Source organism: Paenibacillus sp. P4_E11, assembly GCF_056401635.1.
Window position 1 is genome coordinate 1 of sequence record NZ_JBFUIX010000018.1, and the last position, 18,413, is coordinate 18,413.

At 49.3% G+C, this 18,413-nt stretch carries 6 protein-coding genes and 1 pseudogene; 5 read left to right on the forward strand and 2 right to left on the reverse strand.

The genetic code is table 11. The features are described from left to right. The first annotated feature begins 493 nt into the window (after positions 1-493). From AC1DWB_RS09660 to AC1DWB_RS09670, 3 genes and pseudogenes are all read left to right on the forward strand, one after another. Positions 494-2,845, forward strand: coding sequence for a preprotein translocase subunit SecA (locus AC1DWB_RS09660; RefSeq protein WP_477540842.1), 2,352 nt, complete (start codon positions 494-496; stop codon positions 2,843-2,845). 15 nt (positions 2,846-2,860) lie between these two features. Then, a pseudogene (locus AC1DWB_RS09665) lies at positions 2,861-11,143 on the forward strand (beta strand repeat-containing protein). A 73-nt stretch (positions 11,144-11,216) separates the two neighbouring features. Beyond that, complete coding sequence (locus tag AC1DWB_RS09670) at positions 11,217-12,866, forward strand: S-layer homology domain-containing protein (RefSeq protein ID WP_477540843.1); 1,650 nt, start codon at positions 11,217-11,219, stop codon at positions 12,864-12,866. 117 nt (positions 12,867-12,983) lie between these two features. Here the strand turns inward: AC1DWB_RS09670 and AC1DWB_RS09675 are convergent, their stop codons facing one another. Next, positions 12,984-13,406, reverse strand: coding sequence for a universal stress protein (locus AC1DWB_RS09675; protein WP_477540844.1), 423 nt, complete (start codon positions 13,404-13,406; stop codon positions 12,984-12,986). Between the two features lie 194 nt (positions 13,407-13,600). Between AC1DWB_RS09675 and AC1DWB_RS09680 the strand changes: the two genes are divergently transcribed. Continuing rightward, positions 13,601-14,092 carry a Uma2 family endonuclease gene (locus AC1DWB_RS09680; RefSeq protein ID WP_477540845.1) on the forward strand — a complete coding sequence of 164 codons (492 nt, stop codon included), beginning with the start codon at positions 13,601-13,603 and terminating at the stop codon, positions 14,090-14,092. 175 nt (positions 14,093-14,267) lie between these two features. Here the strand turns inward: AC1DWB_RS09680 and acnA are convergent, their stop codons facing one another. After that, on the reverse strand, positions 14,268-16,982 hold the full coding sequence (gene acnA, locus AC1DWB_RS09685; protein ID WP_477540846.1) for an aconitate hydratase AcnA: 2,715 nt from the start codon (positions 16,980-16,982) through the stop codon (positions 14,268-14,270). Positions 16,983-17,353: 371 nt separating this feature from the next. Between acnA and AC1DWB_RS09690 the strand changes: the two genes are divergently transcribed. Then, on the forward strand, positions 17,354-18,394 hold the full coding sequence (locus tag AC1DWB_RS09690; RefSeq protein ID WP_477540847.1) for an amidase domain-containing protein: 1,041 nt from the start codon (positions 17,354-17,356) through the stop codon (positions 18,392-18,394). Positions 18,395-18,413 lie beyond the last annotated feature (19 nt).

Here is an 18,413-nt window from a genome sequence, read left to right on the forward strand (position 1 = left end):
GATTTCCTCCTGCTAAATTCAACGAATTCCCCGCAATCAGGGCAAAGCGACAATTTACATGGAGGAATTCCAGTTAGATCTATACATCTACTCTTTCCAGCAGATTACCGGGAGCTTTTCCTGTTAGCCTACTGAACTTGCAATCATCCAGAGCCCAACTCCACTATAGTCGTGTTGGCTGGTTCGTATTCATAGCTCGCGCCCGCACGCTGTATGGCGACTTTTGAAGCTATCGATTCATCGTGAGTATTACAGGTTCGTTTTATGCTCTTGTGATGATCGGCTTCAATTGAGGGTGAAATGCCCCTCCCTTTATCCCCCATCTAAAGACCTAAATCCCCCGTTCGGGGGATTTATTTTTGCCTATATTCAAGATAAGGTTAGTGTTAATTACCTATTCGGAAAACCCAATATTCAGGACGTCTACAAGGCGGGGTCATTAGTGCAACGGTTGTGATTCCCGCATTAGACCTACAGGGGGCAAAATGACAGCATGATTGGATTCATACGTGATACATACCGGAGGGCCTATACGGATCGTAATCTACTTAAATACAAGCCTCTAGTGTCTCAAATTAATAGTGTACATAGAGAACTTCAGAATGAGTCGAATGACGATCTTATCAAACAATCCCAAGTCCTGCGGCAAAACGTGTCGATGGGGCTATCCCTTGATGAACAGTTACCAATGGCCTATGCCCTGGTGAAGGAAGCTTTCTTCCGGGTGCTGGGGTACCGCATTCATGATGTCCAGCTCATAGGGGCGATTGTCCTACATGAAGGCAATATTGCCGAGATGAAGACAGGCGAAGGGAAGACGACGGTTGCTGTGTTCGCCGCCTATCTGAATGCTTTGTCAGGCGAAGGGGTGCATGTGGTTACGGTCAATTCCTATCTGGCGGAGCGTGACAGCGTAGAGATGGGCAGCGTCTATCGTTTCCTGGGTATTACTGTCGGTTGTATCGAGAGCAACATGTCCATAGCTCAGAAGCAAGCCCAATACGAGTGCGATGTTACGTATTCGACCCATTATGAGCTAGGATTCGATTATTTGCGGGATCATATGGTCATGACACTGGCTAATCGGGTCCAGCGTAAGCTCAACTGCGTCATTCTCGATGAAGTGGATAGTATCTTGATCGATGAAGCTCGCACGCCGTTGCTTATCTCGGACGAACCCGGGAAAGGCACGGATTATTACTATTTCATAGACAACATTGTCAAGGACTTCGCTGACGAGGATTATGAGCTGTTCGAGCAGACCAAACAAATCATTCTCACTGAGAAGGGGGTTGATCGATGCGAGAATGTCTTGAACCTCACCAACTTGATGCATATAGACAATGTGGATCTTTACAATAAAATCTCACAGTCGCTCCGAGCCCATTATATTATGCAAAAAGACGTTGACTATGTTCTCGCTGCGAATGATGAGGGGCATACGGAAGCCGTCATTGTGGATCCCAATACCGGACGGTTGATGTTCGGGCGACGGTTCGTAGAAGGGTTGCATCAAGCAATCGAAGCGAAGGAACGAATCATGGTCATGGGACAGCCCGCCACTCTAGCAACCCTTACCCTGCAGAGCTTCTTTCGAATGTACGGGAAAATTAGCGGAATGACCGGTACTGCGGTTGAGGTTCAAGATGAATTCAGCAAAACGTATGGCACACACGTCGTAGCGATCCCGACGAACAAGCCGATTCGCCGTATCGATCATCCGGATCTATTATTCATTTCCGAAGAAGCAAAGGTTACTAGACTTGTCCAAGAAATAAGAAACATTCACGTCAGAGGGCAGCCGATCCTGGTAGGGACCGCCAACATTCAGAAGTCGGAACTGCTTAGTGCTAGGTTAAGGGAAGAAGGGGTTCCCCATCAGGTACTGAATGCCAAGAACTATAAGGAAGAGGCGGATGTTATTCGGCTGGCAGGTCAGCATGGGGCTGTGACGATCTCCACGAATATGGCCGGACGTGGTGTGGATATCACGTTGGGGGTTGGTGTAGAGGAGTTGGGTGGACTTTATGTCTTAGGTACAGTTAGACATGATTCTCAGCGAATTGACAATCAGTTACGAGGTCGAAGCGGCAGACAGGGAGATCGTGGAAGCTCCCGCTTCTTCGTTTCCTTCGAGGATGAATTGTTGCAAAGTTATTATCCGGATTCTTTGTTGAATGAGCTGGTCGAGCAGGAGCGCGAAGACCAGACCATCATCGAGGATCAGCGCTATATTCGGGGTATCCAGGATGCCCAGAGACGAGTGGAAGGCGAGATGTACGCAATAAGAGAACGGGTGTTGCGTTATGACCAGGTTCTCGACCAACAACGACAAACCGTCTATACGATGAGAACTGAAATGCTGGAGACGGACAATTGTACATCACAGATCCATGCCATGATTGAGAAAACGATTAAACGCAAGGTGGTGGAATATTGCCCGGGAACACTTCCGGAGGATTGGGATATCGTTGGGTTACTAATGAATCTTAGCCAGGTATTCCCTTACAAGAGGTCGCTTCATATTGAACGCATGCACGACATGATTCCGGAAGAGCTGGTCTCCGTCATTTTGCAGCAGTTGATGAGGTATTACGAGGATAAGGAATCGTGTTACGAAGGAAATGCGTTAGAACTGCAACGACTAGCCTTTATTCGGTCACTGGATCGGAATTGGACCCAGTATCTCGAGTCGGCCGAAGACGTCAGAATCGGGATTGAGCTAAGGAATTATGCTCAGCTTGATCCTATTATCGAGTATGAGCGTGAAACCTATCAAATGTTTCAAGAATTCATGAATACCGTAGAGCAAGAAACGCTGTTAACCATTTGGACTACCATTTAGGAGGAAACTACAATTATGTCTGATAGAGAACTTGAACAATCCCGATTGAAGGTTATGAAACAGAGACGTGAGAAGGAAGCAGGACCGAAGAAGAAAAAGGCGATCAGCGGGTTAACAGGTGCTGCGATGCTGGTAGGGTCCATGCTGCCCTTGATGCACACGCAGACAGCCTTTGCAGCCACAACAGGAACATTGTCGGTAGACAAGAATTTTGCCGCAGCCGGAGAAACGGTGCTAATCCGGGTGACGGATGCGGGTCAAGGAGCGAACTATAATACGGACCCGAACGTCAAGAATACCGTTCAGGTAACAGCTGTTTCTAGCAATGAGACAGGCGTAAGAAATCCTCTTCCTATTACCTTGATTGAGACTGGAGAGAACACTGGGGTTTTCGAAGCAAACTTGAGGTTGGTCGATCCAGCAGAGTCTTCCCTTTTATTGAACGATATTAAGGTAGCGAATGGCGGCATCGTAACGATTCTGGATCCAAGCTTCGCTGATCCGAATCAAATGAGTCCCGTCCTAGTCAATGTGGAGCGACGTGACCATACGACCGGCGTATTCCAGACGTTCGATAACGTCTCGCAGGCTATGATCAGCCATGTGGTACGTAATAGTCAAGAGATCCGAGTGGAATTGTCGGATGATGACTTGAATACAGACAAGACCACGATTCAGTCGAGAACCGTTAACGTTACAACAATTGCGGGCAGCCCGGGCTATACGCTTACCTTGACCGAAACCGGAGTTAATTCCGGCGTATTCGCAGGCGTATTTACAGTGGGAAATGAAATTAGCTCTGGGAACAATCAGCCGATCTATCTGGAATATGCTGATGCGCAAAGAGCGGACAACACCCCGGCTACGATAACCAAAATGTTGGTGAACAAAGCGTTCACAAGCTCTACGATGTCGATCTCTCCAGCGAATGCTGCTTACGACGAGGACGTTACGGTGACCGTGACGGATAATGACTTAAATGTGGACTCAGGTGTGAGAGAGACAACAACTGTAAAAGTTACCTCTGCGATCAGTCCTGCGGGCATTACTGTGACGCTAACTGAGATAGGTCCCGATACCGGCGTGTTCCGCGGCACTTTCAAGATGCAGAATGCAACAAATTCGGGGGCCGGGCACATTGGAGTTGTTAACGGCGGTGTCGCTACGGTTGCTTATCAGGATGTTCGTGATGGTGCGGGATTCGTCACAACCTTGACCCAAACGACTACGCGCAAAGACCATATCAGCGGAACGATCTCGTTGAATAAGACGACAGCCGTTCTGGGAGAACAGATCCAAGTCACCGTTAACGATGCTGATTATATCAATACGGCTATCGATTCAATCTCAGTCCAGGTCACAAACCCTATCAATCTAAATATGATCAATGTTACTCTGAATGAAACCTTAGATAGTGGTGTATTCACAGGTGTGTTTACAATTGCGGATACGATCAGTGTTCCCGGAAGCGCAATCGCAGCAGCTAACCTTACTGACCTTACCGTTACGTATACAGATATTGTGAATCACACCAACCAGTTCAACCAGCCTGTAACGGCTACCGTGAAGCGCAAAGATTATATGTCAGGTAGTATTAGTTATGATCGTCTGAATGTAGGGGGTCAGGAGGTCATAGAAGTAACATTGACAGATTCCGATCTGAATATAGATCCTGATGTGGCTGAACAGGCGAGAGTTTGGGTTAGCTCTGATGATGATCTTAATGGTTATGAATTGACCTTATTGGAAAGTGACTTAAACACGGGTGTATTCAAGGGGCAATTCAAGCCGGTTACATCGGCGTCGAATCCGGCAGCAGTACCGCCTGCGTTGTTGGTTTCCTTCAATAATCCTATATATGTGGATTACATTGATGCGAAGAATGCCAACGGTGTTCCTGAAGTGTTCAATACTTGGTTCGCACATCTGCAAATTCCTGCCATCACAAGCATTACGGCTGCGAATGGCGGAGCGCTGAATGGTGCAGGGGCTGGGGATACGCTGACGATTGTGTTCGATACACTAACGAATGGGCCTACAAATGTTACATTGGCCAACGTATCGGATGTGCTTAAGGTACCGGCAGGGAAATCATTAGGGATCACGCCTGGCGTACAATGGGCAAATAATTATACTTTAATTGTAACATTGGGTGCCGGAGCTGTGTTGCACAAGAATGACTCGATAACGATTGAGAAGGCTGCGGGTCTGAAGAGTGTTTCAGGTAGTGCCATTAGTACAGCTGCCCATGCTATCGATCAGGGTACATTCGGAAACGCAGATCTTGCGATGCTGTCAGCCGCCCCGAATTACGATAACACGACGTACCGTACGGATGGCAAATATTTCGATATTACCTTCAATGCACCAACGAATAAAACGGCTGGAATGACAGCAACGTTCAGCAAGCTGTCTGTGGATAACAGCCACAGTCTGGGCGTTGTCGGTGGAAGTGCAGTGTGGCAAAGCTCCACAGTCCTTCGTGTAACGTTAGGTGCGGGCGCTACAGTTGTCGTTGGGGATACGATTACCTATGATCCGAGTGGAGAGAGTTTATCGGACTTTTCCCTTGAAAAAACAGCTATTCTCCCCATTACGAAGGCAATCGGGGGAAGCTTTGGTTCATTGAAACCGACATTAGTGAGCGTAACCGCTACAAATGATGGGTTAGGGGTAGGGCMTAATGCAGGCGATTTGGTGAAAATCCACTTCGATATTCCGACTAACCAATCGATTACAACCTCAGACTTGAATGCAATTGTGTTGTCTTCAGGAACTTGGGGGGGTTCCCAGGTAAGTTGGAGTGACAACCAGACGATGGAGATTGAGCTGAGTTCGGACGCGACAGTATTTGCCAATTCGAATTACACAGTGACGATTGACTATGATCAATTGGGCTTGAATGGCCACGCCTTGATGAATATAGGCTCGGAAGGTGCAGCAACCTTATCGAGTACGGCAACCGCGATAGCACCTTCATTCGGTGCAGGGCAACTGCCGACTGGTATTAGCGCCGCGACAACCGTAGCTTACGGCAACACGACTTATCGTCAAGGTACGCAAAGCTTTGAAATTACGTTTAACCAACCGATCAACAAGAAAAGCGGTACTGCCGCGCTTGCTAATATTATTGTTAATGAAGGCGCACATACGATAGGCACAGCGCTGAACGGAGCGAGTGCAGTATGGCAGAATAATGGTAAATTGCTGGTCACGTTAGGTTCCGATGCGACGATCCAGCAGGGCGATATGATCAAGTTTGATCCTACAGGTCAAGGCATTATGGACCCATCCCTGGAAACAGCCTTTAGTGCGATCTATAGCACACAGATAACGAGCAGCTTCGGCAGCCAAGTACCCGTCATTAATACTACGGCAGGTATTGGAACTACTGGCATTTATGCGGCGAATGTTGCAGGCGGGGCAGGGGCTGAGGCGACGGATACGATCAAAGTATATTTCGACATCCCTACCAACAAAGCTATCAATGACGCTAATTTGGCATCGGTGGTTAGTCTGAATAAAGCGTTAGGTGGAACGGGAAGCTTCGGATCATCCGCTACGGTAGTCTGGAATACGGCATCCGAGATGACCATTCATTTAGGTGGCACGGGCATTGATGTGCGTAAAGGCGATAGTGTCGTTATTACTGCCGGTGCGTTGAAGAACACGGGGAATGAAGGAAGCATCCCTGTGATCTCAGCTGTTATTGACGGGACCTTCGGAATTGGACTTGTTCCGGTGATCGACACGATTACAGCTACGAACGATACGGGGAATGGCGGGGCGAATCAGGGCGATAAAGTAACGGTATATTTCACGGCTGCTACGAGTAAACCTGACCCAACCAGCGTGTTGAACAATATTACACTTAGCTCCACTCACACATTCGGAACAATGGCGACGGCTGCATGGAGCCTGGATGGGAAGTCGTTCATCATTACGCTTGGCACGAACGCGACGGTTGCGGTTGGAGATACGGTTACGATTAGCAACGTCGCCGGGATCAAGGATTTGAGCGGTGAATCGGCAGCAATCATCGGAGGCGGCTCCATAGCTGGCACGTTCGGAGAAATTGTCAAGCCCGTATTAAGCTCTGTATATGCTACGAATGGGGATGGCACGGCAAACGTGGGGAAGGATGACACACTGGAGTTCGTGTTCAATATTCCTGTGAACCACGCTGCATTCGATCTATCGAAGATTGAAATTAAGAACAGTACCGGAACTGAAACACGAATCAAACCGTTCGGAGATTCACCCACTATATATTGGCTGGACCCAGTTAACGGTTATGACACGCGTCTGCAAATTGTGTTTGACAGCAATCCTACTATACAAAAAACCGATACCGTTTCTATTGCCGCGTTGAATGGGATCAAAGATATAACTGGAACGATAGAGATTCCAGCTGTAGTGAATCAAGCAATCCGTGGTAGCTTCGGGGTTGCCGTAGCACCGACTATGACGAATGTGTACGCTACGAATGGAGATGGAAAACCGACCGTAGGCGCAGGTGATCAACTGGTCGTTGTGTTCGAYACGCCAACCAACGGTGGYACRGTCAACTTATCCAACTTCRYCGTAAGTAACAGYCATACGWTAGGYACGAYCGKRKTAMCAYCRAGCTGGAGCARTGAYAASCTTCGTCTWACGATAACGTTGGGTGYMGGAACGAACATTACGACGCAGGATACGCTGACAATCAACAGCGGCAGYGGTATATGGGATGCAACGAACCAAGTTGCTTTGCCYGGAACCCCTGCTAAGCAGATCGGCGGCAGCTTCGGCGTAGCGGTAGCACCKGTAGTRAGCAACATWACAGCTAAGAACAGCAACGGACWGCCAGGAGYGGGYGCGGGCGACACCTTGGTGTTGACGCTGGATTCACCGTCGAATGGAGCAGCAGTCGATTTGACCAAGCTTAGCTTCACTAGTGGTCATTCGTTAGGCGGAGCTGGGCTGGCACAGAGCTGGAGCAACGACAAGCTAAAGTTGATCATTACGCTCGGCGCGGGTGCTACGATTGCTAAGTCGGATCTGGTATCGATTAGTACCGGCAGCCTCATCTTTGACTCAACAGGCGGCCAAGAGACGGCTGCGACAACCGTTGGTATTCCCATCGGAGGAAGCTTCGGAGAAGCGGTAGCGCCAGTCATTAAAGCGATTCACGCTGTGAATGGAGACGGGAAGCCGACAGTTGGTGCAGGAGATAAGCTATTGATCATCTTCGACACACCGACGAAGGGCGGCAATGTAGCGTTGTCGGAAATCACGGTTGGCAACAACGTCAGCCATAACTTCGGGGCAGGTGCCTCCTATACATGGAGCGCTAACAATACTCACTTGAACATCGTATTAGGCAGCAATCCTAGCCTAGCTGTGGGTGACACGATCAATGTATCGGCACTAAGCGGGATCACGGATGCGTCGGGACAAGCTGCACTGGCCGCAATATCCAATATTGCTATACTGGACAACTTCGGCACAGCAGTAGCGCCAGTGATTGCCTCGATAATTGCAGTGAATGTAGACGGAAAGCCGGGAGCAGCCGCAGGGGACAAGCTTCTGATCAACTTCGATACACCGACCAATGGTGGAACCGTAGATTTCAACAAAATCATAGTAAGCAACTCGCGTCATCTGGGGACAAGCCCTACCTATTCGTGGAATTTAGAGCGTACGCAATTAACGATCGTGTTCGGCAGCAATCCGACGATTGCAGCTGGCGACACGATCAGCGTGTTGGCCACGAGTGGAATTGCGGATGCGTCTGGACAAGCTGCGCTGGCCGCAATATCCGATATTGCCATAAACGGCAACTTCGGAATTGCAATAGCACCTGTCATTACCTCGATAACGGCAATCGATAGTGATGGTACAGCATTAGTTGCTGCAGGCGATAAGCTGAGGATTGTATTCGATTCGGCAGTGCAGTTAAGCGGCTTTACACTGAATGATGTGTTGGTAAACAGTTCAACTGGGAACTTTGGGACCGGTGCAAGCTTTGCGTTGGATCCAAGCGGTACGATCTTAACGATCACGCTGGGCAGTGCTAGCGTGGGCATCAACAATTCTAGTGTGATCACTGTAACGGGTGGCATATTCGACGCCGCAACCGGGACGAAACTACTCGCGAACGGAGGTTCATTACCTACCCTAGGCGGCAGTTTCGGTACGGCCATTGTTCCGAATGTCGTTTCTGCGATTGCGGTGGATGGAAATGGTTTGAATACCTTCAATGGCGATAAAATCGTGATCACGTTCGATGCTAAGACCAATGGCGCGATTCCAAACACAACCCTGACCAAAGATTTGATTACCGTTACCGGCAGCACGTACGGCAGCATTGGAGACTATGCGCTCTTCAATTGGACGAACAATAATCGTGTCCTGACGGTTACATTGTCCACTTATGGGGGTTCTGTTACCGGTTCGACCTACGGTACTGTAACGAATTCGGTCTACGCTAACCTGCAGATCGGGGATATTCTGAACCTCACGAACCTGGGCATTATGGATCCGACAGGTACAGTTCCGGTTAATGCATCTAATGTTGTGCTGGGCGGCAGCTTCGTACCGGCTATCATTCCGAGGTATACGTATGCTTTGGCCACAAGTAACAATCGCAATAGCGCTACGAATACGTTGGGGACGATCCAACTGTTGTTTGATACCGAAATGGATACCATTCCAGTCGATCTCAATCAAATAGTGGTGTCTAATAACCACGTGCTCGGTGCGAACGCGACAGTGGCTTGGAGCTCCGGCACCGTACTGTCGATCACGATAAGAACAGATGCAACCGTGCAGGCTGGGGATACGATTGATTTGTCGAATCTTCATTTGATGGACCGTAATAAGATTGCTTACCTGACTGGGGCGGCAGCCGTACAAACACTGAGCGGCAGCTTCGGTACGATTATCGATCCGGTATTAAGCCGAATTGACATTAAGGATGAAGGTACCGCAAGCGCAGTAGGGGATCAGCTAGTGTTCAGCTTTAATGCGGACGTGAGTGTTGATGCTGACTTTGTTACCAATGGTTTGAGCAAGATTGTAGTAAGTAATGGACATACGCTGGGGGCTCTGAATGCCTCCCATATCCAATGGGATTCCAGTGGTACCAAGCTGACGATTACAATAGCCGCTGGTGCAACCATCCAGGCTAACGACACGATCAGCATCTTGGCAGGGAGTGGAATCAAGGACATTACCGGCTTCAAGGAGCTTGCTCCTGTGATCGGTATGCAGCTGAACGGAACGTTCGGGACAACCGCAGCTCCTGCTGTAATCAGTGTGACGGCCTCGAACGATGGGGGCAATCCGGGAGCAGGGCAAGGCGACCTGATTACGATCAGATTCGCTTCCAATACGAACGGAATAGCTGGTGCTACTCTGGATGTGTCGAGCCTAGCCGCTCTTGTGGGGACGGATGCAACTGCAGCTTGGGTCGATTCGAGAACATTGGTCATTACAGTAGGCAATCTTGGACCAAATCCTGCGTTGAAGGATAATGGGTCGATTTCTTTAGACACGCTTAACATTATGGATCCTACAGCCGCTTCCAGAGTAACTGGTACCTATGTAATCGGCGGTTCCTTCGGTCAGGCGAACATTCCGAGAGTGTCCAGCATAGTCGCATCCAGTGCGGATACGAGTAAGACCAACTCTGCCATCAGCAACGGTGATAGCATCACCATTACGTTCGATATGCCAACGAACCAAAGCGGTGAGCTGTTGGATGCAGCTGCGGTGAATCAGTTTGTTACTTTCGGAACGTCTTCCAATCCGAAAGTTCTGGGAGCTGGCTACAAGGGTAGATGGAGTGATAATGGTAAAGTTCTTACTATCACGGTTACCGATGTTACAGGCTCGACGATCCAGATCGGGGATAACATCACCGTCTCCGGTATCAAGAATGCGATGGGTACGTCCAACGAGAGCCAGGACACCGTTGCACTTGGGGGGATATTCGATGGGCGTCAGTTCGCAATGACTGCTAATGGCATTAGTTCTTCAGGAGCGGGGAATCTGACTGCGGTCATAACGATTCAACCGGTAAAAGATCATGCAGGAAAAGAAGTCATTATTTTCGAGCYCATCAAAGGAAATGTACCAGTACAGATAATCGCCTCTCAACAAGACATAGTAGGGAATACCAGAATTACACAAGCGTTCGACAACATTGCGGGACCACTTACGGATTACACTGTTAAAGCGTATCTCTTCGATAATATCAATTCTTCATCCGGCTCCGAATTACTGAGTCAAGTCGTAACGATGAAATTGCAATAATGAAGGGAGTATGTTGGAGGGGAAACCCTCCAACATTCTCGATTTGTTCACAAGAGAAAGGATGATATACAACGTGAAGAAGATTCTTATCCCCGGAATGATTCTGGGTTTACTTGCAGCAAGCGTAACTCCGGTCCTGCCTGCTTATTCTGTATATGCAGCAGTCGTACCCGTGTCGATCACAGGTACTTCCACATATGTTGCCGGGACCTCCGTCCGAATTACGGGAAGTTCTCCAGCGGGAAAAGACATTACATTCAAAATGCTGGACAGCAGCAGTTCGCTTATTCATGTAGACGCGATCCTTGGCAAAGACAATCCAGGGCAATTCCAATTTGATTTCACACTGCCTAGTAATAGGACAGGGGCGATGACCATCATCGCTGGATACGGCGGGGGAAGTGGAGAATTCACTCTGCTGAACGTAACCGTCTCAGCCCCGTCAAATACACCTGGTGGCAGCGGCATAGGTGGTGGTGGCGGTGGAATTGCTCCTCCTGTGAAACCGGATTCTGTGAAGCCTTCGAACTCAGTAAGCTTGTTGAGTGCAGCCAAGGAATCTTCGTCGAATGGCGTTGTAACAGTAACTTTAGATGCTAAGCTGGTATCAGGTATTCTTGCTTCTGAGGCAACTCCCACTACGAATGTGTTCTCCCTGGAAGTGAAGGGAACGGGTAATTCCGTGCAAACGGAAATTACCGCCGAGGTGCTGAAGCTGCTTACTTCCAAGAATGCGGATACCGTGTTGCAAGTGCAAACCAACACCGGTACGTATAACCTTCCGCTCGGGACAGCTGTAGCAAGGCAATTAGGCGGATTAGCAAGTGATGAGAAAATCGTGATTACGATCAAGCGGGTGGAGGGTACACAGAACGATGAGATAAAGGCAGCCGCCTCTGGGCTGAATGCGCAAGTATTGGGGATCCCGGTTGAGTTCACGGTTTCTGTCGTAGCCAGTAATGGCAGCACGAAGCTGATTGAATCGTTTACCAATTATGTCTCCCGCACGATTGCTATGCCGTCGACTGTCAATCCGAATAGTTCGGCAGGTGTGATGTATGACCCGGATAAAGGCACATTCAGCCCTGTCCCTACGTTGTTTAATGGGACCACGGCTACTCTGTTCCGCAAAGGCAACAGCGTCTACACCATCCTGGACAACCCCAAGACCTTCGCCGACATTAGCGGACACTGGGCGCAAAGGGATATTGAATTGCTCGCCAGCAAACTTATTGTGAACGGCGTAGCCGCCAACCAATTCGCCCCAGACCATAGTATTACTAGAGCGGAATTCGCGGCTCTGCTTGGTCGATCGTTGGCTGTAAGCGAAGCGAAGGCGACAGGTTTCACTGACGTAGCTGCAACAGATTGGTTCTCGGGCGCGGTTGGTGCTGCGCAAGCAGCACAGCTCATCGGGGGCTACGAGGACGGCACATTCCGACCAAACGCCAAGATTACACGGGAACAGATGGTGACCATGATTATTAGGGCGTTCCAATACGCCGGTACCAAAGCGGAATCCGATTCTGCCGTGTTGAACAAGTTCACGGATAGCGGCGCTATCTCGGAATGGTCAAAAGTAGCGGTGGCTCAATCGATCAAGGCCGGTATCATCCAAGGGATGACGGATACTACATTTGCTCCGCAGGACAATGCGACTCGTGCGCAAGCCACTTTAATGCTGGAGAGAATGCTTCACTATTTGCAGTTTTTGAATAAGTAATGCATAGTTTGTCTGTAATCGAGAGCAAAATGTAATCAAGATTAAATTTAATCAAGAGTAAACACCAGAAAAGCCTGCATTCGAACTTGCGAATGCAGGCTTTTCCATCTCCCACCCCTATTTCACAATCAACACCGGGCAAGGCGCGTGCTGGCTCACCTTATGGCTGACGCTGCCCAGGATGACTTCCGAGAACCGACCCAAGCCTCGGCTGCCCATCACGATGAGGTCGTATCCGCTCTCTTTGGCGATCGAGCATATCGTCTGGGCCGGATCGCCCGGGATGCTGAGCCAGTCGTGCTTGATGCTAGCTTCTGTCAGTTGTGCAGCTGCCGGCTGGACGATCTGTTGAGCCTCATCTTCCTGAAGCTTGAATATGTCTATTCCGGCAAGCGGCTCAATGATAGGGAGGGTTGCTTTGACATGCAGGACCGTCACATGTGCGTGCGACCCCAAGCTACTCACCAGGGCTACGGCATGGTTCAAAGCATTTTGAGCATGTAGGGAACCGTCAATCGGGATAAGAATTTTGTTGTACATAACTGATTCTCCTCCTCATGGAAATGTGAATGTTGTTGAATTCATTACCCTTAACAGCGTGCTATGAAACATGATTGCTATAGTCCTTATTATACTAGCATTCCCAGATGCAGCACATGAAATGTGTGTCAATTCCCTCAAAGCTCTATGATATAATGGTGAATATCACGCAGAAGGTGAAAGGGAGGCTAACCATGTCAGACCCTAAAACGAGTAAATTAGCACCCGTAGTCAAAGAGCAGACAGGATTTTACGACATACCAGAGCGTTATGAGATCATTGATGGGGTACGTTACGATTTTTTATCTTCTCCCAAGATTACGCACCAAGCGCTGTTGGGGCAGCTATATTTTATTCTTCATTCATCCTGCCATTTAAGCGGTGTTATTTTGTTAGCCCCTATGGACGTTCATCTGAGCGTGGACAACATTGTGCAACCCGACCTGATCTACATATCGAATGACAATCTGTCCATCATGAAAAATGAAAAAATAATGGGTTCTCCTGATCTACTCGTCGAAATTCTTTCACCGAGCACAGGTTCCAGGGATAAAGTCCGTAAGAAAGAGCTCTATTCACGGTTCGGAATTAGTGAGTATTGGATTGTGGACCCCGTTCACTCAGCGGTAGATCAGTTTGTTCTGGCAGAAGGAGGCGGATATGTATTAGACCGCTTCTTACGATGAGACAGATTCGCTGGCCTCTGTGAAGTTCCCTTGTATGACGGTCAAGCTGGACGAGCTGTTCGGAGCGATTGCGAGATTCAAGAATTCGGAGGACTAGGGACCAACTTGATGTTCCCAAACCAAAAAAGGAGCAGGACACCATGACGTGTCCTACTCCTTTTTGACATATTGGATCTTACTTGTTTTCTGCGATAATTTGACGAAGCACGGTTTGCAGGATACCGCCGTTACGATAGTAGTCGACGTCAACCATGCTGTCCAGACGGACGATAGCGTCGAATTCGAACGTCGTGCCATCTTCGCGAGTTGCTTGTACGCGAACGGTCTGGCCTGGTTGAACACCGTTGTTGATACCGGAGATATCGAACGTTTCGGTTCCGGTAATACCAAGCGTCTTCCAGCTAATACCTTCTGGGAATTGCAGAGGCAGAACGCCCATGCCCACAAGGTTACTGCGGTGAATCCGCTCGAAGCTCTCAGCGATAACAGCTTTCACACCCAGCAAGAACGTTCCTTTGGCTGCCCAGTCACGGGAGCTTCCAGTACCGTACTCTTTACCAGCGATGACCACGAGCGACGTGTCCGCTGCTTGATACTTCATCGATGCGTCATAGATCGACATGACTTCGCCGTTCGGCAAGTATGTCGTTACGCCGCCTTCAGTGCCTGGAGCTACTTGGTTCCGAATGCGGATGTTAGCGAACGTACCGCGCATCATCACTTCATGGTTACCACGACGGGAGCCATAAGAGTTGAAGTCTTCTTTCTTCACGCCGTGCTCAATCAAGTACTGACCACCTGGGCTCTTAACCGTGATGTTACCGGCAGGCGAGATATGGTCGGTTGTGACGGAATCGCCGAGCAATGCGAGCGCTTTGGCGCCATGAACTTCCGAGATATCGTCCAGATCTTGGCTAAGACCTTGGAAGAAAGGTGGCTCTTGGATGTATGTGGATTTCTTATCCCACTCATACAGCTCGCCCTTCGGTACAGGAATCTGATTCCAACGTTCGTTCTGCGTAAAGACGTTCTCGTACTTCGCACGGAACATATCCGGGCTAAGTGCCGATGCAACGGCAGCCTTGATCTCATCGTTAGTCGGCCAGATGTCTTTCAAGTAGACCGGTTGATTGTTGTTGTCATGCCCGATTGGCTCGTTAGCCAGGTCGATGTTGACTGTACCTGCCAATGCGTATGCGACTACGAGCGGAGGAGAAGCCAGGTAGTTGGCTTTCACTTGCGCGTGAACGCGGCCTTCGAAGTTCCGGTTACCGGACAGGACGGCAGCAACGGTCATGTCGTTGTCGGCGATCGATTGGCTCACTTCTTCCGGCAATGGGCCGCTGTTCCCGATACAAGTGGCACAGCCGTAACCAGCAACGTGGAAGCCAAGTGCTTCGAGTGGCTCGATCAAGCCGGCTTTTTGCAAATATTCAGTAACAACAAGCGATCCAGGCGTCAAGCTTGTCTTCACGTAACCTGGTGTAACCAGACCGCGTTCTACAGCTTTCTTCGCCACAAGGCCAGCACCCAGCATTACGCTTGGGTTGGACGTGTTCGTACAGCTGGTAATGGCTGCAATAACAACAGCGCCTGTCTTGAGCGTAGTCGACTTGCCGTTCGGATGCTTCACTTCAACGGATTGCGCGATCTTCTCATCGGACAAGCCGTATCCGCCTTTGTCAATCGGTGTGCGAATAATCGTGTTGAAAGCTTCCTTCATATTCGTCAATTCGACACGGTCTTGAGGACGCTTAGGACCGGCCAAGCTTGGTACGATGGTAGACAAATCAAGCTCAATTGTATCGCTGAATATAGGATCAGGTGTTTCATCTGTGCGGAACATGCCTTGCTCTTGATAGTAAGCTTCTACGAGCTTCACTTGATCTTCAGCGCGGCCAGTGCTTCTCATATAGTTCAATGATTCGCTGTCTACAGGGAAGAAACCAATGGTGGCGCCATATTCAGGAGCCATGTTGGCGACCGTAGCACGGTCAGCAAGGCTGATGTTGCTCAGACCAGGGCCATAGAACTCAACGAACTTGCCGACAACACCCTTCTTACGAAGAATTTGCGTAACAGTCAAGGCCAAGTCAGTTGCCGTAGCGCCTTCAGCCAAGCTGCCAGTCAGCTTGAAGCCGATAACTTCAGGTGTAACGAAGTAAAGCGGTTGGCCAAGCATACCAGCTTCGGCTTCGATCCCGCCAACGCCCCAACCCACAACGCCAAGACCGTTGATCATAGTTGTATGGGAGTCGGTCCCAACAAGGGAGTCCGGGTAAACGACAGTTTCACCGTCAACAGTTTTCGTTGCCGCTACGGAAGCCAGATACTCCAGATTCACCTGGTGAACGATCCCGGTAGCCGGAGGAACAGCACGGAAGTTATCGAATGCCGTTTGCGCCCAGCGCAAGAAGCGGTAACGTTCTTCATTACGTTCGAACTCGACGTTCATGTTATATTCCAATGCTTCCTTGGAACCAAAAGCATCCACCATTACGGAGTGGTCAATTACGAGATCGACGGGTACGAGCGGGTTGATCCGCTTAGGATCTCCGCCAGCGCGCTTCATCGTATCACGCATAGCAGCGAGGTCAACAACGACCGGAACGCCAGTAAAGTCTTGCAGAACGATCCGAGCAGGGATGAACGGAATTTCCTTGTTGTCATCGCGGCCTTCCGCCCAGCCTGCGATTTGCTTCACATGTTCATTGGTGATGGCGCGTCCGTCGAATTGGCGAACAGCTGCTTCGAGCAGTACTTTGATCGAGAACGGCAGCTTGTTAATGCCACTGAATGTGCTCTCCAGGGATTTCAGGCTGTAGTAGTTGTACGACTTGCCGCCAACTGTAAGCTGAGTCCGGACGGAGAAATGGTCCTTGTTAGACATGGGATGTGCCTCCTTAAAGTGAGCTTATATTATAAATCGGAATCAGTTTCACTGGATGAAACATGATTTCATAAATCCTTAATTCCAGTATACCCTCTTCTCATAATGGCGTAAAGTTTTTTTTATCTATGCCGCGCCTGCTTTTTGACCTGTTTTATTATCTCCGAGCCCCCTGCAAAGTAATCGGAGGGGGTAAAACTCCGAGCCCCCGCAAAGGGGCTTCGCCATGGAATAAGCTTCAAAGCGTCACATCACTTTGTGGGTAGATGCATGATTGAACACAACGCTTCATATATATAGGATAATGTCTTCTTACGCATATATCAGCTTTAATCGGCTCTGGCCTTTCACGTTAAGTAGGGGGGTTCCTAATGATAGACAAATGGAAGAAAACCGTCTACGAATACATTCACCACCGCAATCAATTGGAAGTCGGATATCAGGTTGATCCCTTGCTGACAACAGTAAGAGATGATCGTTATTTACGCAGGCAAGAGTTGCGATTGAAAAGAATGCAGTCGGGCCACCGCGAACGCAATGTCAAACCTATTCGCAATGAGACTGGGCTTGTGCTGCGCCAAGTTGACGAGAAGGAGAAGGGCGAGCGAATCGAAGTCGATATCGAGATGCGTCGAACATTGGACTATGAGCTGAGAGGCATGAAGCATACTGAACAGCGCAAAGAACGGGAACGGCTTACAGTGACTCGTTCCGGTAATCAATGGCTGATTACATCGGTTAGTGCCGAGGTGCCAGAGAGAATGTCGATGAATTCACCCTCTTCGGAAGCTTTTATTCGAGCCCAGGAGGAGGAACTGCTCCGTCATCAGTCAGTCAGCAATCGTTCCATGCCTTATTTGAACCCACAATTGATTTCTGGCTACGGTTTCGAGGGCTCCTTCCGGCCAGTGCCATATAATCGTAAGAAGGCGCAGGAATATGCCAACACTTGGTGGGACGGAGCGAATCCGAACTACATTCCCTTCGAAGTGGATTGTACGAATTTCGTTTCTCAGTGTATCTTTGCAGGCAACGTACCGATGAACTATACTGGTAAGAGGGAAACGGGCTGGTGGTATCAGGGGATCGCTAAGGAACGCGAGCTATGGAGTTTCAGTTGGGCGGTCGCGCACAGCCTATGCTCACATTTAACGACAAGCCGATCCGGGCTTCGGGCAGAAATACAAGATCATGCAGCTGCACTTACAATCGGGGACGTCATTTGTTATGACTGGGATGGGAACGGACGGTTTCAGCACAACACGATCGTAACCGCGATTGATGCTTCTGGCATGCCCTTGGTCAACGCACATACGGTTAATAGCAAGCACCGCTATTGGGATTACAGGGATTCGTATGCTTGGACCCCGAACACCAAATATCGTTTTTGCCATATTCTCGATCAGTTCTAGTCCTTTTCGAGCAATCATT